The organism is Corynebacterium tuscaniense DNF00037 (assembly GCF_000759055.1).
GTDB lineage: Bacteria > Actinomycetota > Actinomycetes > Mycobacteriales > Mycobacteriaceae > Corynebacterium > Corynebacterium tuscaniense.
The window spans coordinates 24,604-48,309 of record NZ_JRNG01000028.1; the positions used below are offsets into that span (position 1 = coordinate 24,604).

Sequence of the window (23,706 nt, forward strand, 5' to 3'; positions counted from 1 at the left end):
TAGTGGGATGGAAAGAGTGACAAACTACCCCGCTGTGATTTCTACTTTCCCGCATCTTCGGCAACATACGGCGTCACAGCACGTGCCGCACGCAGGCGCGTGAGGGTGGACTCGCGGCCGAGGAGCTCCATCGACTCGAACAATGGCGGGGAAACAGCTGCACCGGTGGCGCCCACACGCAGGGCGCCGAAGGCAACACGGGGTTTGAGCCCGAGTTCGTCGATAAGCGCCTTGTTGAGAGCTGCCTCGATGCTGGGAGTGGTCCACTCCCCGACTGCTTCAAGCGCAGCGATTCCGGCGTCAAGAGGTTCTACGGCTGCTTCCTTGAGGTTCTTCTTTGCGGCGCGCTCATCGAGGGTGAGTTCTGAATCCGGGATAACAAGGAACTTGAGCAGGTCGTAGGCGTCCGAAAGTACCTTGATGCGTGTCTGCACGAGATCGGCGGCGATAGCGAACTTCTCTTCTGGGTAATCGGCCGGGAAATCGGTGTACTCGGTCAAGTACTCGCGCAGGCGGTTCTTAAAGTCCTCCGGCTCAAGCATGCGGATGTGGTCCGCATTGATGGCTTCCAACTTCTTCTGGTCGAAGCGAGCAGGGTTAGCCAACACGTCAGAAACGTCAAAGGCTTTGACGAACTCATCCACAGTGAAAATGTCTTGGTCGGCGGACAGCGACCAACCAAGAAGAGCAAGATAGTTGATCATGCCCTCGGGGATGATGCCGTTATCGCGGTGGTTGAACAGGTTCGATTCCGGGTCGCGCTTAGACAGCTTCTTGTTGCCCTGCCCCATAACGAAGGGAAGGTGCCCAAACTCGGGAGTGAAGTCGGTGATGCCAATGCGCTGCAGCGCTTCGTAGAGTGCGATCTGGCGCGGGGTGGACGAAAGAAGGTCCTCGCCGCGCAGGACGTGGGTGATGCCCATCAACGCGTCGTCGACAGGGTTGACCAGGGTGTACAGCGGCGCACCGTTGGAACGCGCAACAACATAATCCGGCTGGGTGGTGGACTTGAACTCCACCTCACCACGGACCAGATCATTCCACTTCCAATCCTTATCCGGCATGCGTAGACGCCACACTGGCTCGCGGCCTTCGGCCTTGAACGCGGCAACCTGTTCCTCTGTGAGGTTGCGGTCAAAGTTGTCATAGCCCAGCTGTGGGTCGCGACCAGCAGCGATATGGCGCTCCTTGACCTCCTCTGCGGTGGAGTATGCCGGGTAGACCTCACCTGCCTCGATCAACTTGTCCAGGACGTCCTTGTAAATGTCCATGCGTTGGGACTGACGGTAGGGCTCGTGCGGGCCACCTTTGACCACGCCTTCGTCCCATTCCATACCAAGCCATGTCAGAGAATCAATGATGGCCTGGTAAGACTCTTCTGAGTCACGCTTGGCATCAGTGTCCTCAATACGGAACACCAGAGTGCCTCCGGTGTGGCGGGCTTGCGCCCAGTTAAACAGCGCCGTGCGGACCATACCCACGTGCGGAGTACCAGTGGGTGATGGGCAGAAACGAACACGTACGGATGTGGCAGAGTCAGTCATGCACACAACTGTAGCGCGCTCTCCCCCACGGCTCGCCAGCAGCGCCTTCCTCGCGTAGGACAGATGCAGTCCCGCAAGTGAGCGATCCGGAGGTTTTAATAGCATGTGCTTATCGACGCTTCCCCACCCGCTAAGATGGTCCCCCATGTCTACCCGCCCTGCTGCCGCACCTGATACCGCACCGGACTTTGCGCTGTCGCGGCCCACAGGTTCCGTGCGCACTCAAGGCGCGGTAACCACGTTCAGCGATACCGGCTCAGCGGTCACTTCCCTTGAGCGCGGTGATGTCAAAATTGTTGTCGGCGCACTCCCCTTCGACCGTGAGGCCCCAGCAGCGCTTACGGTCCCGGAGCACATCATCCGCGAGGACGGCTGCCTACAGCCACATGCCTATTACCGTTCTGGCCCCGGCTCAGTGGTCCATGCGCGTGTGAGCGGATTTGATCCGGAGCCACGCGAACATCTTCGTCGCATCGAAGCAGCGATTGACACAATCCGGGAATCCCGCCTGGACAAGGTCGTGCTCGCCCGCGCTGTTGATTTTGCGTTCGATCCACCGGTGGACCCACGCCTTGTTGCGGCGAGGCTCATTGACCTATCTCAATCACGCGATGGGTTCATGGCTGACCTTTCGCCCGCTGGCTTGCAGGGCCACACGATCGTGGGCTCCTCACCAGAACTGCTCATCCGCCGCGATGGGTTGAACATTTACTCCTACCCACTTGCCGGCTCAGCACCTCGCATCCCAAATGATCCGGTGGCCGATGCTGCTGCCGGTAAGGCGCTAGCGATGTCGAAAAAGAACCTCGCAGAACACTCCTACGTTGTTGAACACATCCGCGAAATCCTCGAGCCTCTATGCACGGAAATGAACATTTCCACCCGTCCACAGCTCGAATCCACCAATGAGATGTGGCACTTAGCCACCCCCATCAAAGGCGTGCTTAAACAGCCGGCTCCAACCGCCTTGGAGCTCGCAGCCAAGCTCTACCCCACTCCGGCTGTTTGTGGAACCCCACAGCATGCGGCAGAAACACTGATCACTACAGCTGAATCGGATCGTTCTTTCTACGCCGGTGCCGTTGGCTGGACCACGTCCGACGGTAATGGCGAATACGTCGTGTCTATCCGCTGCGCGCAAGTCAACGCTGATGGCACAGCTGCCCGCGCGTGGGCCGGTGGCGGCCTCGTTGCCTCCTCAGATGCAGAAGAAGAGCTTGCGGAAACCACCGCCAAGCTCCTCACCATCCAGCGTGCGCTGGGACTTTAGAACAACGCTTTATGCCCGCTCAACCGGATTACGCAGGGAACCAATCCCGTCAATCTCCACCTCGATGGTGTCACCTGGGACCATCTCGGCTGTGCCCGCTGGAGAGCCAGTGCAGATCACATCGCCCGGAAGCAATGTGTAGGACGATGTGATGAACTCGATGATCTTGCCGATCTTCCAGATCATCTGGTTCGAGTTCGAGTCCTGCTTCGTCTCCGTAACACCATCGTGAGTCAGGTGAGCCTTGATCGGCAGATCATCAAAGTCGAACTTGTCCAAGTCCGTCTCAATCCAGGGACCCAGCGGGCAGAAGGTGTCAATGCCCTTGGCACGTGCCCACTGGCCATCCGCGAATTGCAGATCACGCGAAGAAACATCGTTGACGATGGTCACACCACGAACAACAGACTTCCAGTCTTCAGCCTTGACGCTCTTGCATGGGACGCCAATGACCAGCGCCAGCTCGCCTTCAAACTCGACGCGTGTAGCAAAGTCTGGAATCTTGATCGCCGCATCCGGGCCGATGACAGCTGTCGGCGGCTTGAGAAAGAGAGTCGGTGGAAGGTGTTCAGCAGACTGTTTGAACACCTCTGCAACGTGGTCGGCATAATTGCGGCCAATAGCTACGACCTTGCTGGGAAGCATGGGCGCGAGCAGGCGAACGCTCTCAAGCGGCCACTCCTTACCCGTGTACTCCGGTTCCGTAAACGGGGTCCCCTTAATCTGCTTGGCAGTGGTGCTCTCATCATCGATGACCGCGAAGGTCATTCCCTCAGGTGTGGCAATTCGTCCAAAACGCATGGGGATGAGCATACGCGAGCCAGATCACAGCAGTGGCTTTAACCCGCACATTCCTCTCTACATGCTCGATGGTTCCCTAGCTTTCCCCACAGTCAAAGCAAGGTACAGCTCAGCGCATGCGAGCGCGTCCGTCAGCGCATTGTGGTTTCCGTAATCAGGCAGGCCATGACGAGCACGTACACGCGCTAGCCGCAAATCCTCTCCCCGTGGGTACGTTCCCATGCGTTCCATTCGGCGACGTTCCAAAGTCATTGTGTCCACGACTTCCTCATCGCGCACCCGCCATGTTTTACCAAAGACCTTTTTGTGCAGCGCGCCCAAAAATCCGGTTTCCATCTGCGCAAAATGCGCGAGGAGTTTTCGGCTTTCCAGCGCCTTTAGGAACTTCTGAAGGGCTTCCGCAGAGGGAATGCCATGGCGAGCAACATCATCATCAGTCACGCCATGCACGGTCGCGGAATCACCAACATGAGCACCACTGAGCACGCAATAGCCAGCGCCGGAAAGATCAATCACACGATCGTTGATGGGCACCCACCCAATTGAGACAAGTTCATGCACGCCGGGTTTCAACCCCGTTGTCTCCACATCCACCGCGAGTAGCGCGCCTGCTTCCAGGTCACGCTTGGGTGGTCGAAAGAGCCCAGAGAACATCTAAATCGACCTCACGGGAAACTTCGATGCCATTGCCGCTTGTAGGGATTTGATAATGCGGAAGGAGTCCCGCAACGCGTCGCGGTCGATCGAGGACATCTTGGATGGGTCAATGTGATAGTTCGGGGTCTCCCCTGTCCGCACCTGCTCCGCTTGGTGGCGCAGTGCCAGGTTAGAAATGTGGTCGTAGGCGCGCTGCAAGTCTTGGGCGCCGCGGGCGCTGATGCTATCTCCCGCCGCCTGCTCAATGCGCTCCTGTGTGCCCACCACTGTCGAGCCCGCCAGAATGCCGTACAGTCGCGCCATCTGCACCACTGCTGCGGTGCCACCCTTCTTCACATCAAGCGTGTCCGCATACTCTCCAGAACGTTGGACGACGAACCCGCGGAAGAAACCGATGGGTGGTTCACGGCGCGTGGCTAGCGCCGCCAGATGCGCATGGAGGCGACGGGATCCACGCGCGGAAACAACCGCGTTGTCATGGACTCGCTGCGCCATCTCTTCATCACCGAAGAGACACCGGAAATCAAAGAACACCTGAGCGTGAAGCAGCGCCTCCGATTCGGGGGCGGTAATCCAGTTGTGGAAGGTCTTGTTCCATTCACTTTCGGTCATACGCCATTCCGACGTGGACGCCATCATGTCACCTGGACATAATGTCTGCCCGGCATCCGCCAAACCCGTGCAGATGTACTCAGTGAACTTCTGAAAGTACTCGCCGTGTTCGGCCTCGTCATAGGAATCAGACAACACCAGCGCATTGTCCTGATCCGAGGCAGGCCCCATTTCACGGCGCGCTTGTGAGCCCACCGCCACGAAGGCAAAAGGTACCGGCGGTGGTCCGAATTCCTCATAAGCCAGCTCGGAAAGACGCCGCGCGATCGCATCCGCAATGCCGGTGAGCAAGTGTTGCACGTCGCTTGCCGACGACCCCCGGTCCACAAACCTCGCCGCCACTGCTGCCGCGCGCTTATAAGCATCCCGCAGCTCATTCCTACTACTGCCAGCCACATCAGCAGCCAGGTAGATGGGATCTGATTGGAGCTGGTGCATGATGTCACTACTGGTCAGAACACCGATGATTTCTTGCGAGGTCCCATCGACCACGGGCAGGTGGTGGAAGCCGTGTTCGCTCATCACCAACATGGCCTCAAACAGCAATGTCTCGGCGTTGATGGTGCGCACCGGTGATGTCATCACTTCGGCCACCGCGGCAGCAGTGGAATAACTTTCGGCTACAACGCGTCGGCGCAGGTCCCGGTCGGTGAGAATGCCAATGTCTCCGCCTTCCTCCACTGGTGTGACCACGATGCAGGACACATCACTCTCGCTCATTCGAACAGCGGCATCTCGGATCGACGCAGATGCCTCCACCGTGACCAAGTTGCCCGTTTTGATCATCTCACTCACGTTGGTGCGCAGAGTGTCTGCATTGCCCGGATCGTTCAACTCCTGTGCATAGGCAGCAACACGGCGAGAGAGGGATTGGAAGAAACGGAGGATATCCGGGTGATCGCTAATAAGCGAAACAAAAGCTTCACGTGGAAGGACCAGCAAAATGCTGTCTTCCACCGCGATCATGGTGTAATCCGATTCGGGCGTGCTGACGAGCGAGGAATACCCGAAATTGCGGCCGGATTCGCGCCGATCGATGAGCGTATCTCCCTCGGCGAGAACATCGACGGCGCCTGAACGGATGATGTACAGGTTGTCATTGATCTGGCCACGGGTGACGATGACCTCGCCCCGACGAACATAAATGATCTGCATTTGGCGTGGCAGCGCCGAAAGGGCTTCATCCGGCAGATGGGAAAATGGTTCGTGCTGCGCGAGAAAACCACGCACCTCATCGAGTTCAACTGTCATGGGCTTAGAGTGCCAGAAACTCTGGCCGCACATGACAGCTTTGACCGTTTTGGGGCTTTTGGAATGTGAAATAAATTAACTACTGGTAGCTGACAAACCACGGGCGCGGGTTCACCTGCGTGTATGTCTGCTCGGGTGTGAACATTGGCTTGTCCTCGTCGATGAAATTCTTCCAGGCAACGAAGAACCTCGGGTCAAGGTTCTCCAGCAAAATGTTCCAGGTATCAAACTTCTCACCAGGTGTGCCGTGTCCATCCGCATGGAGGATGAAAGACAACTCTGGGTGATCCGTGTTGATGTTGTGCCGATCCGGCAGCATAGCCACCTGGAATTGGTGCACGATGAGGGCTTTCTGCGGCAGCTTGTGCTTGCGGGTCAGGTCAGCCAACCACTGCGTGACCTCATTGATTTCCGCAGCGTCCGCAGAGCCAACCTGTGCAGCTGGGGTTTGTCCCGGCTGAAGTTTCCACTCCGCATCTAGTGCTAAACCGACATTCGGGCGCTTCAACAGCTCCTCATAGAGCACCGCCTGGTCCTTAAAGGTGTCCAGCCCCGGCTGCAGGTCTATAACGGCATACCCACCAGCTTCCGTAATCGCATCGATATACGGAACGAGATCGTCTGGATCCGTTTCGTTGGTGAAGTTGCCGTCATCCCCGGGTCCGGCTGATGCCACAGTGGCAATAACCTCAAAAGCCGGGACGATGGTCTCATCTGTGTGTTCGCGGTATTCTTCCACCCACTTCTGCACCACCTGCACCGCTTCGGCTGGAGGCTGCTCCCCCATCTGTCCCAGCGCTGGCCCAGATGGATGGCCATAGAGCGCGATCATGCGGCGCCCAGGGAAAACCAGACCGCCACCGCCGGGCAATTCGCCATTGGCGGCCATGTCCACGGCCCCATTTAAATACTCTGAAGAACCGAAGTCCTGGCCTAGAGCTAGTACTTTCTTGCCTTTCACCTGATCCATAGATTCCCGGGTCAGACGCGGATCTGGATACGACAGGACGGTGACGGGGATGTGCTTGGCTGTGGCAGTGGCTGCTGCTGCCAAGGAGGTCGACTCCGTGGCAAACACCGGGGTCTTGCTTTCCTTGGTGGCGCGTGCGCCACGATCGACGATCTGGGTGATTCCGTGGCCATCTCCGGAATCGACAGCCACGGTTTCGTCGATAAGCGCTAAGTCCTCCGCATCTGTTTCAGCCTCCATGGAGGTGTCTACGGGATCCTCTGATGAAACCTGAATTCGGCGTTGTGCTCCTAGGCGCGAAATCTCCTTCTCCACGGCATCTTCAGCACCTGGTTGATGGATAAGCATGGGCGCGCCGAGATCAACAGCAATTCCTGCTGCTTTCAGTTGAGCGTCGCGGGATGGAGCAGAAACAACAACGCTATCAGAGGTTTCAAAGAAGGCCCCGGACGCATCGATGCCTGTGCCATCGACATCGGCAAGCACCGTGGAGCCATTCTCAACGAGAGGCCGAAGCAGGGTGTCAATCTCAGACAGGTGTTCAACAGCTTTATCAGGCTTCTTCGTACACGCAACACCGCCCAGTCCCACGGTAAGACTGACTGCGATAGCAGAGACAGTACGGACCAAACGGGCTGGGGGGTGAGAAGCACGCATGGTGCGAAGCCTACTTGAGACCTTCAGCGATCCTTGTGCCGACCCTCTCAGTCACAATTTCTTCATCGGCACGCTCGGACACATCCTGGGCCACAGCGTCCTCAATACGCACCGCATTTTCCTCATCACCCAACCAGCGCAGCATCATCGCCACAGAAAGGATCATCGCGGTAGGATCCGCGATCCCCTGTCCAGCAATATCAGGTGCGGAACCGTGAACCGGCTCGAACATGGACGGGTTCGTCCGGGATGCATCGATGTTGCCGGAGCACGCCTGGCCAACGCCACCGGTAACTGCACCAGCTAAGTCTGTGAGGATGTCACCAAAGAGATTGTCGGTCACGATGACGTCATACCGCTCCGGGTCAGTAACCATGTAGATGGTCGCGGCATCGATGTGGTTGTAATCCACCTCGACCTCTGGGTACTCCGCAGCGACATCGTTGACGGTGTTCTGCCACAGCGCGCCAGCATTGGTCAGCACATTAGTCTTGTGCACGAGCGTTAGCTTCTTACGACGAGCTATCGCTGTTTCAAAACCATGGCGAACGAGGCGCTCGACACCGTAACGAGTGTTCTGCGAGACCTCGCAGGCCACCTCAGCTGGGGTGCCCTGACGCAGAGTGCCACCATTGCCGCAGTACAAACCCTCGGTACCTTCGCGCACCACAACAAAATCAATGTTGCCGGGATTAGCCAGCGGGCTCACCGCCGTCGGGTACAACTTCGAAGGGCGCAGGTTAACAAAGTGATCCAGCTTGAAGCGAAGTGGCAACAGCAGGCCACGTTCCAGCACACCAGCCGGCACCCGCTCCGGATCTCCAATCGCGCCGAGCAGGATGGCATCGTGCTCGCGCAGGCTTGCCAGATCCTCATCCGTCAACAACTCCCCATTACGCAGGTAGCGGCGGGCGCCGAGGTCATACTCCGTGAACTCAACGTCTTGGCGCACGGCGTTGAGCGCCTTAAGGCCCTCAGCCATCACCTCGGGGCCGATTCCGTCGCCAGCAATAACTGCGATCTTCATGTGGTGTGTCACCTTTCTTCCCATTGAGGGCGGCTTAAGGGCTGGTGTGCGAATGAGGGTTTAGTCCAGTACCAGCTGGAAACTGGATGCCTGAATAGACTCGGCGATAGCCTTCTCCAGATCCGCTGGGATCTCAGACTCAACTCGGAGGATAAGGAACGCACCGTCGCCCTTGGCAGCCTGGGTCAAAGCAGCAGCCTCGATATTGATGCCCTTCTCACCCAGCTGGCTGCCAACCTTACCCAGTGCACCAGGCTGGTCCGTGTAGGACAGGAACAGGTTGCGGCCTTCTGCGCGCATGTCCACGCCACGGCCGTTGATGCGCACAATCTTCTCCACGTGCTCAAGGCTGGTCAGTGCCCCCTCCACGGTCGCGGTATCACCATTCGCTGAAACAACCTGAACCTCCAACGTGGAGCGATGACCGCGGGATTCAGTGGCCACACCAGACTCCATTTCAAGACCACGCGCCTTGGCAATAGCAGGTGCGTTAACAAAGGTAACCGGCTCCTCCACGATGCCAGAAAACAGACCGCGCACAGCGGACAGGGCCAGTGTGGACGGATCCTCGGTGGACAACTCGCCTCGGGCGGTGACGCGGAGGGACACCGGGGCCTCATCGAGCAGGCTACCTGCAAGGAGACCGAGCTTGCGTGCGAGTTCAAGCCATGCGGCAACCTCTTCGCCCACGGCACCACCGATGACGTTGACGGCATCCGGGACGAACTCGCCGGCCAGCGCCTTGAGTACGGAATCAGCAACGTCCGTGCCTGCACGGTCCTGTGCCTCAGCGGTGGATGCGCCCAAGTGCGGAGTCACAACTACCTCATCCAGGGCGAACAGTGGGGAGTCCGTGCACGGCTCAGTGGCGTACACGTCAAACCCAGCGCCGCGGATCTTTCCGTTGGAAATGGCATCAGCCAGCGCCTGCTCATCTACCAGGCCACCGCGCGCGGCGTTGATGATGATCTGTCCTTCCTTGGCCTTCGCCAGCAGCTCAGCGTTGAACATTCCCTGCGTTTCCTTGGTCTTGGGTAGGTGAATGGTGACAAAGTCAGCACGGGAAACAAGCTCTTCCAGCTCCACCAGCTCGACACCGAGCTGCGCGGCGCGTGCGGGGTTAGCGTACGGGTCATATGCAATGACGGTGGTTTCAAAAGCGGAAAGGCGCTGTGCAAAGAGCTGACCAATGTGGCCAAATCCGACGATGCCCGCGGTCTTGCCAAAGATTTCAACACCCTTGAAGGAGGATCGCTTCCACTCCCCGTCACGCAGGGTCTTGTCCGCAGCCGGAATCTGGCGTGCAGTGGACAGAAGCAGGGCGATAGCGTGCTCACATGCGGAGTGAATGTTGGAGGTCGGCGCGTTGACCACCATGACGCCACGCTGGGTTGCGGTGTCCACGTCAACGTTGTCTAGGCCCACACCGGCGCGACCAACGATACGCAAGTTCGGCGCGGCTTCAAGGACCTCAGCATCAACAGTGGTTGCGGAGCGAACGAGCAATGCCTCTGCCTCGGGCACAGCAGCGAGGAGCTCAGCGCGGTTCGGGCCGTCTACCCAGCGCACCTCCACTGCATCTCCGAGCGCATCCACGGTGGATTGGGCGAGTTTATCTGCAATGAGGACAACGGGTTTAGACACGGTATTTACATCTCCTGCTATGTGGGTTGGTGCACTCGGACGTGCATTCGCTTCTGGCAGCGTCGATTATTTTATTCACACCACTGTGTATTCCCCTATTTCAGGGTTCTATTTCATGCAGTATTGCTTATCCGCGCCACCTCCGCCCCCTCACAAGACCTGTGGCAACTTCTCTATCCCAGCAAAACTCCGAGACTCTGCGGTCGCCTCCGCCTCCTTGATCCGGCTGCGCAGCTCCTCATCGGTGCCAAATTCCGGCCCTAAAGCAATGAGCGGCTTATCTGCAAGTCCTGTCATGACCAACAGTGCGCGATCATCCACGCGCGGGTCTGGGTCATCCACCACATAAACGTCCGCGCCAAATCCTCGTGCAGTGGCAACAGCGGCAAGGGGGCTCGAAGCCACTGCAATCACGTGGGGCGCCATCTCAGCGTTCTGCCTTGATTGAAGTGGGACAACGCCTTCTTTTGCCCGATCTTCCACGTGCTGCTCTCCCCCATAGCCACTTTTCAGCCACACCGGATCATTGGGATCCAGACCCGCAACCGCCGCTACCGCTTTCTCAGGTGCATCCACTACTTTTTCGCCGAACTGCAGCGCCGTTGCTTTCTCTAAGGCATCCAATCCACCGGGATCCCGGATCACGGTGAGCTTCTCCGAGTAATTGAGTACGGGAACGTTGCCCACGGCAAAGACCGTGTGGGTATCCAGCCGTTCAATCTCCCGCACCACGGCCGCATGATGGTCGCTGGAATACACAACCATCGGTGCATGGGCGACAACTGCCAGCGATGCAGCGCGCAGCTGTGATTGCGGATCGCCGTCGCTGATGATGAGTACCTCAGAGTTGTCAAAGAAGATCTTTGAGGTTTCGAAGCCCCACGGGTCATCTACCACGACCGGGGTTGGCGTAAAACGTTCAGACACATGGTTTGAACGGTTCACTGTGCGCGCCTGCTGCAGAAGTGGAGGCACCGTTGTTGTTGGCGTGGTCACTGTGGGGTCTTGCCCAGTGGCTCCATCTTCAGCAGACGTGCATGCAACAAGCCCCAGCGCAAGACAGATGACAGCACCAATTAGCGGTGCTGCCTTACGCTTTGTGTCGCTTACTTTCGTCACGCGTCCTCGATATCACTGTCTTCGCTGCTTGCATTCCTCGCGCTGACGTTACCGTCACGCACCACGGGTTTGTCCATGGCATATTCAATCATCCCGATGAAACGTTCCGCCCGGTCAGCAAAGAATGCCTCCCAATGAGAAGTCAGCAGGTATTCCGGCACCAATTCGTGTGTTGCCAAAACTTCATCGAATTCTGAATCTTCCATGATGGCCTTGGATTGCAGACGCGAGAGGTACCGTTTCGGATCCCCGCTTTCCATCACGCTTTCAGTGCGTTTGCCAAGGGGTGTGCGGTTGAGTACCGAGTGCGCCAATTGTTCATCCACGCCATGTGTGTGGCAGTAGCCAGAGGGAAAGACCTGATAGAAATCGGGTTGCAGTTCAACGATGCTGGTGGCGTCAAAAGTCTTGCCCGTACGCCAATCGCGTGCACCCCGCGCCATGAGCAGCGAATAGATACCGCGATACACCGCCGAATCGGGACCAGCGGTGAGCAAACGCGACTCCGCAAACTGTGCATCTCTTACTGTTTTAGGTACCTCGTCGGTGGTGCCCATGGCCCACGGGGTGACTTGGTCCACATCAATGCCCGCACGAATAGACGGCGCGTGCGCACCATAGAGCTCACCAAACACACCACACCAGAACCATTGGTTAACACGGTCCGTGGTGGTCTGTTCATCGCAGCTGAGACCGGCTGTATCCCTGTTCAAACGCGCAAGAATGACAGCCAAGGGAACAAGCTGATGCGAATAAGGAACCTGATCAACGGTGAAAATGCACCGTTCTTCCAAAAACCTCGCGGTGCGATCAAAAGCCGCAACTAGTTCACGTGAAGCCCAGAGATAATCCTCCAAGGCCAAGTTAAGAACGTCCCCACGGTGGCCACGGGACGGGCCCGTCGTGCTGGACACCAACAGTGAAACACCGCGTAAAAAGCGCACTCGGTCGATCTCATCCAACGCCGGATGCTTGCGCAATTCCTGCTCACACTGCTCCCAATGTTTGGCGAGGACGAAAGTGGGATCCTCAAGGGCAAAGCTGGCAGTCAGCAGCTCAAAGACATCCATCGACACACCTTGCGAATTAGCCTGGGCAAAGATCTGCCCAACACCGATCTGAGAGGTGTCACGGTCGAGCCGTGTCATCGGGATGTCGTAGGCCGCCAACGGTCGCAAAACTCGGCGATGGAATTCCTTCACTTTGTCGCGCAGTTCGGGGTCATCGGTTTTCGCTGCCATATCAAAGAGCAGGTCATTGCCTTCCTCCCACAGCAGGGAGGACACCGGTACGACGTAGTTTTCTACCATCGACTCCCGGGAAGTTATTCCTCCGGGGATGTCGGGCCCAAAGTGCGAGCGGATTTCCCCGTCATCGTCGATAGCAAAAATTGCTTCTTCCGGTATGGGTTCTGTTTGAACTGCGAGGCGCACGTCCACAAAGAATCGTCGATAAATGCTCCGCCCGCGAAAATCCAGGACCTCAATGCGGCCATCACCTTGGAACGTCAAATACAGAGAAGACAGGCGCTGCTGGCCATCGAGAAGCAGCAAGCCCGGATCACTGTCTGTGGCTGGTGCGCCGGGAAGTGGCTGTGGACTGAAGCGCATAGGCACATTTCGTGTATCCAGCGCCAGTAAGGTTCCCACTGGGTAGCCCCGCAGGACCGTGGAAATGAGCAAGCGTGTGCGGTCCACATCCCACAGGTAGGTGTGCTGGAAATCAGGAATTTGAAGCTCGCCACGTTCAGCGCGTGCGAACAAGTCGGTCAAGGAGTAGCTCGGCGTTGTAAACCCCATGTGTCTAACTGTAGAGGACACCATCCCTTTCAGGCGGGTTTAAAGTGTTTCCCGCGCCTCCTCGGGTGCACACACCACCTCATGGTTCACGTGTCCTGGTGGTTCAATCTGGATGGTGGCGTGATCAACCCCCAGCTCTGCAAGCTTTTCTTGCGCACGGTCCAGCAGAATCCCGTGGTCCGCACGTGTGATGAGGTGCACGGTACACAACACGTTGTTGCCGCTCATGGACCACAAATGAAGGTCATGGATCCCTTCCACGCCGTCGAGTGCGAGCAATTCCTCAGACACAACATCAGGGTCGAAGCCTTCGGGAACACGTTCAAGCAGAATGCTTGTCGACGACTTGAGGAGCTCCCATGCCCTCGGTAGGACCATGCCCGCAATGATGAGCGACGCGATGACATCTGCCGCTTGGAAACCGGTGGTGGCAATGACAATGCCTGCCACGATCACCGCCACCGAGCCAGCCATATCCACCAGCACGTGAAGATACGCACCTTCCACGTTGATGGAATCCTTGCGTTGGCGATGCAGCACTAGCGCGGACGCTGCATTTGCAACCAGACCAATGACGGCAATGATGATCATCGTGCGGCTGGCGATCTCCGCGCCACGCCCAAGACGCGATACCGCTTCGTAGACGATCCACAGTGACACCACGCCCACGGTCACCGCATTGACAGCTGCTGCAAGGACCTCGGCTCGACGATAGCCGAAGGTAGCAAACCGCGACACTTGCTTACGCCCGATGAGAACAGCAACGAGGGCAATGATCATCCCCGTTGCATCGGAAAGCATGTGCATCGCATCGGCCAGCAACGCCATCGATCCAGACAACCAGCCACCGATGAGCTCCGCGAAGAAAACAACACCAGTGATAGTCAACGCGATGGCAAGCGAACGCACTGAGGCATCCAGGGCATCCGCCCCACCGTGATCATGGTGGTGATGAGAACGTCCGTGGGAGGACACGCTGTGTTCTTTCATGGCTCCACTTTATGACAATTCAGGACTTATTGAAAGTGTATTGAAAATAGGGTGACCTAAGCCAAGACCCTCATGAAGCCTAGTCACCTGCTTGGTCGCCGATTCATGCGTTCATTACACACGACACAGCACACATCCAAAATGAAAAGAAAACCTCATTTGAACCAAAAACTTGTTAGCGTGGACAACCGATTACTAAATACAGCTTTAGGAAGGTAGACCGACCAATGACTAAGCACAACGATCCGACCAAGTTTGAGTACGGTGGCTCGCTTAACGACGAAACGCGGATCCAGGATCCGATCCTGCCGGAAGATACCCGCACCGCGTCGATCCCGCTTGCCACCGGTGCGGACTACGCCGAGAGCTCCACCGGCACTAACACCAACGGTGGTGGCTGGTGGAAGTGGCTGCTCGGTGCCATCGCTCTGGCACTTCTGGGCTGGCTGATCTGGGCGCTGGTCACTGGTTCCGGTGAGCAGTCCTCGACGGAGCCGTCCACCACCATCGTGGGCACCACGACCATCAACGTGACCACAACCGTCGCCCCTGCTGAAGACGCGCCGGAACCGGCTCAAGATGTGCCAGGAGATAGCGCTCCTGCTGAAGATGCGCCAGCCCCGGTTGAAGAAGCCCCGGCACCAGCACCAGCCGAGGAAGCACCGGCGCCGGCAAACTAGCCACCACACTTTGGCGGCCCCGAAGGAGATCCACGCCCCTTCGGGTCCGTTTTGCTATGCACTAACCCAAGCGCGAGCACTTCATTGAATTCGATCCGAGGCACGTGGTCGAGATACACGAGCAGTGGGAGCACCTATTCATCTGGCTACAACAAGTCCTAAAACTGTGAAAGGACTCATATTCCGCGGGAACACTTCCTGAAGTTCTGTTTACCAGCAGGTTAAAGACCTAGCTTCCCCTGCGCTAATGCTGAGAATGGGCGTACAGTTAAAGTATGTCCACCAAAATAGATAGTGCCAGGAAAATTTTGGGGGACCTCGCGTCCACCCGATCAAACCGCGAAGAGTTGTACAAGTATTTCCACCAGCACCCTGAGCTGTCCATGCAGGAGCGTGGCACCGCAGATCGCATTGTTCAAGAACTCGAAGCTTCGGGCATATCCACCACCCGCATCGGGGAAACAGGCGTTCTTGCCACCATTGAAAACGGTGCCGGCCCAACCGTAGCCATGCGCGCTGATATTGATGCGCTGCCGGTGAAAGAAGTGTCCGGCAAAGATTACGCCTCCACAGCAACGCAGCTTGATGAGAAATCCGGTACCGAGGTTCCCGTCGCCCACGCCTGTGGGCACGACTTCCACCTCATGTCGCTGATCACAGCGCTGCAGGCATTCAACGCCCACAAAGATGAATGGTCAGGGACCTTCATCGGTGTCTTCCAACCCGCTGAAGAAACCGCCGAGGGTGCCCGCGCCATGCTGGACGCAGACCTCAAAGACGTCATACCCCGGCCGGATGTCTACCTTGGCCAACACGTGCTCGCCAGCTTGCCGTGCGGTTACGTAGGCACGCGTCCGGGCCCTGTGCTTTCCTCCGCTTTCTCAGTGAAGGTTGTCGTGCACGGCAAAGGCTCCCACGGATCCATGCCAGAACTTGGTGTTGACCCAGTTGTTCTGGCCTCCACCATCGTGATGCGCCTGCAGACTATTGTCTCGCGTGAAGTGGCAGCCAAAGAGACTGCGGTGGTGACCGTAGGAGCGATCCATGCAGGAACTAAGTCCAACATCATCACGGATTCTGCGGAACTGCTCATCAACACCCGCGCTTACAACAGCGCAGTAAGCGAGCACCTCAAAGAAGCCATCGAACGCATCGTTCGTGCAGAGTGTGTTGCGGCACGCAGCCCACAAGAGCCCGAATTCACCTACTACGACCGCTACCCGCTCACCGACAACGACGGGGATACCACCGCTACTGTGCGCGAGGCCTTCGACGCATACTTTGGCGATGAGGCCTGCGACCTCGATGCAGTTCCCGCCTCCGAGGATTTCTCCATCATCCCTGATGCGCTCGGTGTGCCCTACACCTACTGGGGTCTCGGTGGCTTCGCCGACTTGAGCAAAGCCGTGGGGAACCACAATCCTGCTTTCGCACCAGACCTCCAACCCACCCTTGATCGCGGCGCTGAGGCAATTGTTGTTGCGGCATCCGCATGGCTGACCAAGTAAGGAGTCCATGATGTCAACACCAATACAATCAGTCCAAAAAGCCAAAGAGTTCAAAGGTAATGATTCTGCTCTCCTCGGCATCGTCCTTGCCGTGATCACCTTCTGGCTTTTTGCTTAAACCACACTGAATATCGGCCCGGCGATGGGCCAAGACATCGGCACCCCTCCCGCCGTGATGAACATCGCCATCTCCCTGTCAGCATTGTTCTCTGGCATGTTCATCGTCGTCGCCGGTGGATTCGCTGATCGCATCGGACGTGTCCGGTTGACCGACATCGGTAACATCCTAGGCATCACCGGTTCTTTGCTCGTCGGTTTGGCAATCACCGGCGGCGTTGGCAATGCGATGCTCATCATTGGCCGCATCCTGCAGGGCGTCTCAGCCGCATGCATCAAGCCCGCAACGATGGCACTGCTGAAGACCTACTGGCAAGGTGCTGATCGCCAGCGTGCCGTGTCCATGTGGTCAATTGGTTCCTGGGGTGGCTCCGGCCTGGCTGCTATCTTCGGTGGATTCATGGCCTCCACGCCCCTTGGATGGCGCTCCATCTTCATTATCAGCGCACTGATCTCTGTGGCCTCTATCCTGCTCATGCGTCAGATTCCGGAGGATGCTCCGGCGAAAGACTCTGGCGCAAAGACCGATGTGCCCGGCATCATCACCCTGGCAACGTTTGTGCTGACCCTGTTGCTAGTGGTCACCCAAGGCGCAAACATTGGTTGGACCAGCTGGATTACCTGGACGCTGTTGGCAGTATCCATCCTCTCGCTGACCGCCTTCATCCGCGTAGAAAACCACAGTGAGGCGCCCCTGGTGGACTTCTCCCTGTTCAAAAACCCCGTGTTCACCGGTGCCACGATTTCAAACCTGATGATCAACGCAACCGCTGGCCTCATCCCCGTCACGCTGTGGGTCCTGCAGGATGCTGCTGATCTAGATGCTGCAAAGGCTGGCTATTACACGCTGGGTTACGCGATCTTCATTATCGGCTTCATCCGTGTCGATGAAAAACTCCTTCAGAAGTTCGGTGCAAAGAAGCCGATGATGTGGGGCGCGATGATCGTCATCGTCTCTATCGTTCTGCTTATGGGCACCAATGTGATGACGCAGACTTATCTCATCCTGGCGATCATCGCCTTCAGTCTGTTTGGTCTGGGCCTAGCTTTCTACGCCACCCCGTCGACTGACGCAGCACTGAGTGCCCTTCCGGATGACAAGGCTGGTGCAGGCTCCGGTGTGTACAAGATGGCATCTTCCCTCGGTGCCGCTTTTGGCGCCGCAATCCCGACGACTATCTACACCGTCATGTCCTCCTCGGATTCCGTCCTGCTGGGCAATGCACTCGAGTTTTCGGGCCGCCAGGACAACGCTGTTGTTCGTGAAGCAGCGATGTTCGGTCTGGGCGCAACGCTGATCATGGCGCTGATCGCACTTTGCTCGATTATCCTGTTCGTGCCCGGTGACGCTGGCAGCAAGAAGTCTGACAAGGCACCCACCAAGGCCACGGAGCTTCTGGCTGCTGCCGAGGAAGAAATCGCAGCCGCCGAGGAAAAGATTGCAAAGGCGCAAGAAGAAGCCCGTCTTGCCCGTCAACGCTACAAGGAAGCGCAAGAAGCACTCGCCAACGAGTAGTGTTCTTCCCTTGCACTTCTCCCCCACTGGCTGGACTGAAACATCAGTTTTACCAGTGGGGGAACTCTTATGTTGTAGGGGTATAGGAATGAGAAAACCGCCTAGAACTATCCGGTTTCAACCCGGGTTCCAGGCGGTTTATATTTGCCACGAAGTGTGGCTGGACCGTTTAACGCGCGGTGTCGGTCAGCGGGTTCTGAACCCAGCTCATCATGTCACGCAGCTCGGCACCGGTCTTCTCAATCGGGTGCTGGGAGATCTTCGCACGAAGATCCTCGAGTTCCTTGTTGCCACCCTCGACGTTGGCAATCAGGCGGCGAGTGAACTCACCCGACTGGATGTCTTTAAGAACTTCACGCATGCGCTCCTTAGCACCTGCGTCAACAACGCGTGGGCCCGACAGGTAGCCACCGAACTCAGCGGTATCAGACACCGAGTAGTTCATGTTGGCAATGCCGCCCTCGTAGATCAGGTCGACGATGAGCTTCATCTCGTGCAAGCACTCGAAGTAGGCCATCTCCGGCTCGTAGCCGGCCTCAGTCAGAACGTCGAAGCCGTTCATGATCAGCTCTTCCAGGCCACCGCAGAGAACAGCCTGTTCACCGAACAGGTCGGTGACGGTCTCAGCCTCAAACGTCGTTGGGATAACGCCCGCGCGAGCGCCACCAATAGCAGCGGCGTAGGACAGCGCCAAGTGGCGGCCATTGCCCTTCGGATCCTGATCAACAGCAATCAAGCACGGAACACCCTTGCCGTCAGCAAAGGTACGTCGAACCAGGTGGCCCGGGCCTTTCGGAGCAACCATGCCAACAGTGATGTTGTCAGCCGGCTCAATGAGCTTGAAGTGGATGTTCAGGCCGTGGCCAAAGAACAGAGCATCACCGTCAGTGAGGTTCGGCTCAATGTCGTTCTTGAAAATCTCAGCCTGAGAGGTGTCCGGAGCCAGAAGCATGATCACATCGGCCCAGGCAGTTGCATCAGCGTTGGACTTGACCTCAAAGCCAGCCTCGCGAGCCTTCTCCGCAGACTTGGAGCCGTCGCGCAGGCCAATGACAACCTCAACGCCAGACTCACGCAGGTTCTGCGCGTGTGCGTGGCCCTGGGAGCCGTAACCGATCACGGCAACCTTGCGGCCCTGGATGATGGACAGATCAGCGTCGTCGTCGTAAAAGACTTCAATAGCCATGAGAGAACCTTTCAAATTCTTTGAGATGCGCTAGTCGCACGTCCCACTATACGGGACAATCGTCTAACTATGTGAGACGGGGGTGAGAAATTTGTGAGCTACTTGGACGGCGCCAGCGTCTTCGGGCCACGATTGAGCGCCACGCGGCCGGACTGAACCAGCTCACGGATACCAAAGGGCTCCAAGACATCCAGCAGAGCACGCAGCTTGCTTGACGTGCCGGTCGCCTCAATCACCACGGAATCCGGCGCAACATCCACAACGCGGGCACGGAAGATGTTCGCCGCATCCACAACCTGCGGACGGTTGCTGTTGTTGGCGTTCACCTTCACCAACATGAGCGAACGCGCAACGGTGGACTCCTCCTCCAGGCGCAAAACCTTGAGCACGTTCACGAGCTTGTTCAGCTGTTTGGTGATCTGCTCCACCGCGTGCTCAGAAGCATCAACCACGACGGTGATGCGGTGGATGCCCGGGGTCTCCGTTTTTGCGGAGGTCAAGGACACAAGGTTGAAACCACGGCGCGTAAACATCGCAGTCACACGGGTGATGATGCCTTCGACGTCCTGAACCAGCACGGACAGGACGCTACGAGTCACGTCGTCATAAAGATGATTAGTAGTCATGCTTAGTTCTCCTCAGCCGCGTTAGTGGAGTTGGTGGTGTCGGTGTCATCATCAATCGCATCAGCGATCGTCTCGTGGATATCTGCGGGGGTTTCGCCGGCTGAAATCTCTTCGTCGAAAAGCGGGCGCAGATCGCGCGCGTACTGGATCTCGGAGTTCGAGCTGCCTGCAGCAATCATTGGCCAGACTTGTGCGTCCTCCCCCACGACGAAGTCAATGACGACTGGACGGTCATTGATCTCGCGGGCACGCTTGATGGCCGGCAAGACCTCTTCTTCCGTGGTCACACGGATAGCTTCAGCCCCCAGTGCCGTAGCCAGACCCAGGAAGTCCGGAACATACGTGGTGTCCTGACGGAGCTTCGTGTGTGAATAGTGGCCATCGTAGAACAGAGTCTGCCACTGGCGCACCATGCCCAGGTTGCCGTTATTGATCAAGGCAACCTTGAAGGGGAAGCCTTCCACGGCAGCCGTGGTGATCTCCTGGTTGGTCATCTGGAAGCAACCATCACCGTCAATCGCCCACACCTCCTTGTCCGGGCAACCAGCCTTGGCGCCGAGGGCTGCCGGAACAGCAAAGCCCATGGTGCCCAATCCGCCGGAGTTGAGCCAGGTGCGCGGGTGCTCGAAGTCGAGGAACTGTGCGGACCACATTTGGTGCTGGCCAACACCAGCAACAAAGACCGCGTCAGGCCCCACTTCCTTGGACAGGGTCTCGATAACGAACTGCGGGGACAGCGTCCCATCTGCGTGCTTTTCGTAGCCACGCGGGAAACGCTTCTTCATGTCGCCGAGGTAGTCCATCCACTCGCTAATCTGCGGGGTGGAAATCTTCTTGCCCTTCTTGAAGGTCTCAGTGAGCTGGCTAATGACCTCCCGCGCATCACCTACGATCGGCACATCAGCAACGCGGATCTTACTAATCTCGGCAGGGTCCACATCAGCGTGAATGACCTTGGCGTCTGGGGCAAAGTACTCCGGGTCACCCGTCACACGATCATCAAAACGCGCGCCCAGGGTAATCAGAAGGTCTGCCTTCTGCAGCGCGGCGACAGCGGGAACCGTACCATGCATACCCGGCATACCCATGTACTGCGGGTGGTGCGAGGGGAATGCGCCGAGAGCCATAAGCGTGGTCACAACCGGAAGGCCGGTCAGCTCTGCAAACTCACGGAGCTCCTTAGCCGCGTTAGCCTTGATAATGCCGCCGCCAGCGTAGATGACCGGCCGCTCCGCCTCCGCAATCATCTTCGCAGCCTGGGTGATCTGACGGTTGTGCGGTTTTGTGGTCGGCTTGTACCCCGGCAGGTCCACAACCGGTGGCCATACAAAGTCCAGTTCAGCGTTCTGGATATCCTTGGGAAAGTCCACGAGGACCGGGCCAGGGCGCCCAGTGGAAGCAAGATGGAACGCCTCAGCCAAAGCCTTTGGAATGTCCTCTACTCGAGTGACCATGATGTTGTGCTTTGTAATCGGCATAGTGATGCCGCGGATGTCTGCTTCCTGGAACGCATCAGTACCCAGTAGAGAAGTACCCACCTGGCCGGTGATGGCCACGATGGGAACCGAGTCCAAATAAGCATCCGCCAGGGCGGTGACAAGGTTGGTTGCGCCCGGGCCCGACGTGGCCAGGCACACGCCGACCTTCCCCGAAGCAAGCGCGTACCCCTCAGCCGCGTGTCCGGCACCTTGCTCATGGCGCACAAGGACGTGGCGCAGCTTCTTGGCGGCAAACAGGGCGTCATATAGCGGAAGCACCGCTCCCCCTGGAATACCGAAAACAATGTCCGTGCCGAGCTCCTCAAGACTGCGGACGATCGCCTCCGCACCTGTCATGTGTTCGGGCTGCTTTTTCTGTGACGCTGCCACTATTCCCTCAAACTCCTTATGTGAGGCCTTTTCGGTGTTTTACCAGACTAAATCACGCCATCCTGCGGGCGTGATCTAGGGGTGACCAACAACAAAGCCCCCGCTTTGTTGGCGGGGGCGCTTGTTGTAATTGACCGTTTGTGAAACCGGCTCTGGTGCTACGAGAGCATCAGTCACGCGAAGCGCCGTGAGGTACCACTACTAGGCCAATCAAAGTCATGCCGAAGATCATACACAATTCCCCAGCACTTTCTCAGCGATTTCGCGCTAACCTAGCTGTGCTATGCCGTTTTCACTGATTCTTGACCAGGTGTGGCGTTGGCTCGCCGATACTGGAATTAACCTGGCCCTCCTGCTTGTTCTTGCCTTCCTGGTTCCACGTGCTGGCCGTTTGGCCAACCGGTATGTGGAACGTCAGGTGGCTGAATCTAAAGACACGAACGAGGGGAAGACCTCCCTGGCGCTCGCCGGTGTGGGCATTTATATCGTCCAGCTGGTCGCCTACTTCCTCATTCTCGTTTTCTTCCTCCAACAGCTTGGCTTCTCCCTCGCCGGCGCTGCTATTCCCGCCACTGTGGTCTCTGCCGCGATTGGTTTTGGTTCGCAGCAAATCATCGCTGACTTTGTCGCGGGCTTTTTCATTCTCACGGAGAAGCAATACGGCGTGGGTGACCTAGTCACATTCAAAGGCAATGGCATTGATGTCACCGGTGACGTCATCCAAATCACCATGCGCGCCACTCAGGTCCGCACCCTCGAGCAGTACACGGTGACCATTCCGAACTCCGCAGCACAGGTTTGCATCAACAACTCGAACCACTGGTCGCGCGCCCTTGTGGAAGTCCCCGTTCCACTACTCGGCTCACATGACACCGAAGAAGTCATCTCCCGTGCAGAAGCAGCTGCACGTCGTGCGATTTCAGAGCCGGATATTGTTCCGCTCATCCAAGGCGATCTGCTGTGCCAGCCAGGCACAGACCTCAACCCGCCAAACACGGTAGGCATGCCATGGACACTGGATATCCGCTTCATGGTGCGATGCAGCCCCGGCGATCAGTTCCCCATCGAGCGCGCAATTCGTGTGTATATCCTCGATGAATTCTTTGATGAGTACGGCTCAGCTGCTGCCATGCCCGAGGCCCCGCTTTTCGACGCAAAAGATACCCGCACCACCGCTTTCACCCCTGCTTTCCTAACTCGGCGATACGCCTCCGAGTGGAACCAGTGGGAAGCAGAGGACAAAGAGGAAAGCGACAAAGAACACAAACCCATCCTCTCCCCCACACCTGAAACACAGGTAGAGGCAGAAGAAGCTGCACCAACGGAAACCCAGCGCACTGGCTTGTCCGCGGGTACACCAACGAAGACAGACAACACTGCCCCGGAGGATGATCCGGCGACAAAGGATAAAGCGCAGGCCGAGAAGGAAAGGCGCTACACCTTCGGCACTCTTGGCGGACGAATTCGGGCATCCACTGGAATACTGATCTTGGTCTTCGCGGTGCTGCTCATTCTGCGTGGCTTGACGTTGTCTTCGGGAGAAGATAGCGAAAAGAACTCTGGAATCCTTGCCCCACCGCGCAATCCTGAGCCGTCGTCCATTGTTGAGACGCCACAGCCACAAACACAAACAACCCAGGCACCGGCACAAACTATGCACGCGACCCCCACCGCCACCGTAGAGTCCGCACCCAACTCCACTGTGCCCACGTCAGAGCCAACGGATGTACCGACGAGTAACCCTCAACAGCCAAGGCAGAACACACCGGAACAAGATGAACCGGCGCAGCAGCAGGGTGCGGGGCCGACCCAGGAATCGTCGATAAGCGAGCCCGCTCGGCCGTAACTTGGCGGTGACTGCCCA

At 57.6% G+C, this 23,706-nt stretch carries 18 protein-coding genes; 5 read left to right on the forward strand and 13 right to left on the reverse strand.

Annotated features, from left to right (window positions below; all coding sequences use genetic code 11):
* Window positions 1–41 precede the first annotated feature (41 nt).
* Window positions 42–1,544 (reverse strand): glutamate--tRNA ligase, encoded by a 1,503-nt coding sequence (gltX, locus tag HMPREF2129_RS07230; protein WP_034664836.1) that lies wholly within the window; start codon window positions 1,542–1,544, stop codon window positions 42–44.
* Between the two features lie 145 nt (window positions 1,545–1,689).
* On the opposite strand from gltX, the gene HMPREF2129_RS07235 reads away from it, so the two are divergent.
* Window positions 1,690–2,814, forward strand: a complete 1,125-nt coding sequence (locus HMPREF2129_RS07235; protein ID WP_034664838.1) for an isochorismate synthase — start codon at window positions 1,690–1,692, stop codon at window positions 2,812–2,814.
* Between the two features lie 9 nt (window positions 2,815–2,823).
* Here the strand turns inward: HMPREF2129_RS07235 and HMPREF2129_RS07240 are convergent, their stop codons facing one another.
* The 9 genes from HMPREF2129_RS07240 to HMPREF2129_RS07280 all read right to left on the reverse strand — a co-directional run bounded on the left by HMPREF2129_RS07240 (window position 2,824) and on the right by HMPREF2129_RS07280 (window position 14,341).
* Window positions 2,824–3,615: a fumarylacetoacetate hydrolase family protein gene (locus tag HMPREF2129_RS07240; RefSeq protein ID WP_084576657.1), complete on the reverse strand. Its 792-nt coding sequence runs from the start codon at window positions 3,613–3,615 to the stop codon at window positions 2,824–2,826.
* A gap of 57 nt (window positions 3,616–3,672) precedes the next feature.
* Window positions 3,673–4,269, reverse strand: a complete 597-nt coding sequence (locus tag HMPREF2129_RS07245; RefSeq protein ID WP_052092960.1) for a 3'-5' exonuclease — start codon at window positions 4,267–4,269, stop codon at window positions 3,673–3,675.
* Window positions 4,270–6,135 carry a DUF294 nucleotidyltransferase-like domain-containing protein gene (locus HMPREF2129_RS07250; RefSeq protein ID WP_034664843.1) on the reverse strand — a complete coding sequence of 622 codons (1,866 nt, stop codon included), beginning with the start codon at window positions 6,133–6,135 and terminating at the stop codon, window positions 4,270–4,272. It lies immediately after the preceding gene.
* 79 nt (window positions 6,136–6,214) lie between these two features.
* On the reverse strand, window positions 6,215–7,762 hold the full coding sequence (locus HMPREF2129_RS07255) for a cell wall-binding repeat 2 family protein (protein WP_084576645.1): 1,548 nt from the start codon (window positions 7,760–7,762) through the stop codon (window positions 6,215–6,217).
* 10 nt (window positions 7,763–7,772) lie between these two features.
* Window positions 7,773–8,789, reverse strand: a complete 1,017-nt coding sequence (locus tag HMPREF2129_RS07260; RefSeq protein ID WP_034664844.1) for a 3-isopropylmalate dehydrogenase — start codon at window positions 8,787–8,789, stop codon at window positions 7,773–7,775.
* Window positions 8,790–8,849: 60 nt separating this feature from the next.
* On the reverse strand, window positions 8,850–10,433 hold the full coding sequence (serA, locus tag HMPREF2129_RS07265; RefSeq protein WP_198021533.1) for a phosphoglycerate dehydrogenase: 1,584 nt from the start codon (window positions 10,431–10,433) through the stop codon (window positions 8,850–8,852).
* A gap of 150 nt (window positions 10,434–10,583) precedes the next feature.
* Window positions 10,584–11,552 carry a hypothetical protein gene (locus tag HMPREF2129_RS07270; protein ID WP_052092962.1) on the reverse strand — a complete coding sequence of 323 codons (969 nt, stop codon included), beginning with the start codon at window positions 11,550–11,552 and terminating at the stop codon, window positions 10,584–10,586.
* A complete protein-coding gene (locus tag HMPREF2129_RS07275) occupies window positions 11,549–13,351 on the reverse strand; it encodes a GmrSD restriction endonuclease domain-containing protein (protein ID WP_052092964.1) in 1,803 nt (600 codons plus the stop codon). The genes HMPREF2129_RS07270 and HMPREF2129_RS07275 overlap by 4 nt, the downstream gene beginning before the upstream one ends.
* Window positions 13,352–13,390: 39 nt before the next feature.
* Window positions 13,391–14,341 (reverse strand): cation diffusion facilitator family transporter, encoded by a 951-nt coding sequence (locus HMPREF2129_RS07280; RefSeq protein ID WP_034664849.1) that lies wholly within the window; start codon window positions 14,339–14,341, stop codon window positions 13,391–13,393.
* Window positions 14,342–14,568: 227 nt separating this feature from the next.
* Between HMPREF2129_RS07280 and HMPREF2129_RS11240 the strand changes: the two genes are divergently transcribed.
* The 3 genes from HMPREF2129_RS11240 to HMPREF2129_RS07295 all read left to right on the forward strand — a co-directional run bounded on the left by HMPREF2129_RS11240 (window position 14,569) and on the right by HMPREF2129_RS07295 (window position 18,162).
* A complete protein-coding gene (locus HMPREF2129_RS11240) occupies window positions 14,569–15,021 on the forward strand; it encodes a hypothetical protein (RefSeq protein WP_034664851.1) in 453 nt (150 codons plus the stop codon).
* A 275-nt stretch (window positions 15,022–15,296) separates the two neighbouring features.
* On the forward strand, window positions 15,297–16,529 hold the full coding sequence (locus HMPREF2129_RS07290; RefSeq protein WP_034664854.1) for an amidohydrolase: 1,233 nt from the start codon (window positions 15,297–15,299) through the stop codon (window positions 16,527–16,529).
* A gap of 142 nt (window positions 16,530–16,671) precedes the next feature.
* Window positions 16,672–18,162, forward strand: a complete 1,491-nt coding sequence (locus tag HMPREF2129_RS07295) for an MFS transporter (RefSeq protein WP_198021534.1) — start codon at window positions 16,672–16,674, stop codon at window positions 18,160–18,162.
* 169 nt (window positions 18,163–18,331) lie between these two features.
* Here HMPREF2129_RS07295 and ilvC read toward each other — a convergent pair whose 3' ends face one another.
* From ilvC to HMPREF2129_RS07310, 3 genes are all read right to left on the reverse strand, one after another.
* A complete protein-coding gene (gene ilvC / locus HMPREF2129_RS07300; RefSeq protein WP_034664857.1) occupies window positions 18,332–19,348 on the reverse strand; it encodes a ketol-acid reductoisomerase in 1,017 nt (338 codons plus the stop codon).
* A 98-nt stretch (window positions 19,349–19,446) separates the two neighbouring features.
* Entirely contained in the window at window positions 19,447–19,974 is a 528-nt protein-coding gene (ilvN, locus tag HMPREF2129_RS07305) for an acetolactate synthase small subunit (protein WP_034664858.1), read from the reverse strand.
* Between the two features lie 2 nt (window positions 19,975–19,976).
* Window positions 19,977–21,809 carry an acetolactate synthase large subunit gene (locus HMPREF2129_RS07310; RefSeq protein WP_052092966.1) on the reverse strand — a complete coding sequence of 611 codons (1,833 nt, stop codon included), beginning with the start codon at window positions 21,807–21,809 and terminating at the stop codon, window positions 19,977–19,979.
* 316 nt (window positions 21,810–22,125) lie between these two features.
* Between HMPREF2129_RS07310 and HMPREF2129_RS07315 the strand changes: the two genes are divergently transcribed.
* Window positions 22,126–23,688, forward strand: a complete 1,563-nt coding sequence (locus HMPREF2129_RS07315; protein ID WP_052092969.1) for a mechanosensitive ion channel family protein — start codon at window positions 22,126–22,128, stop codon at window positions 23,686–23,688.
* Window positions 23,689–23,706: the final 18 nt, after the last annotated feature.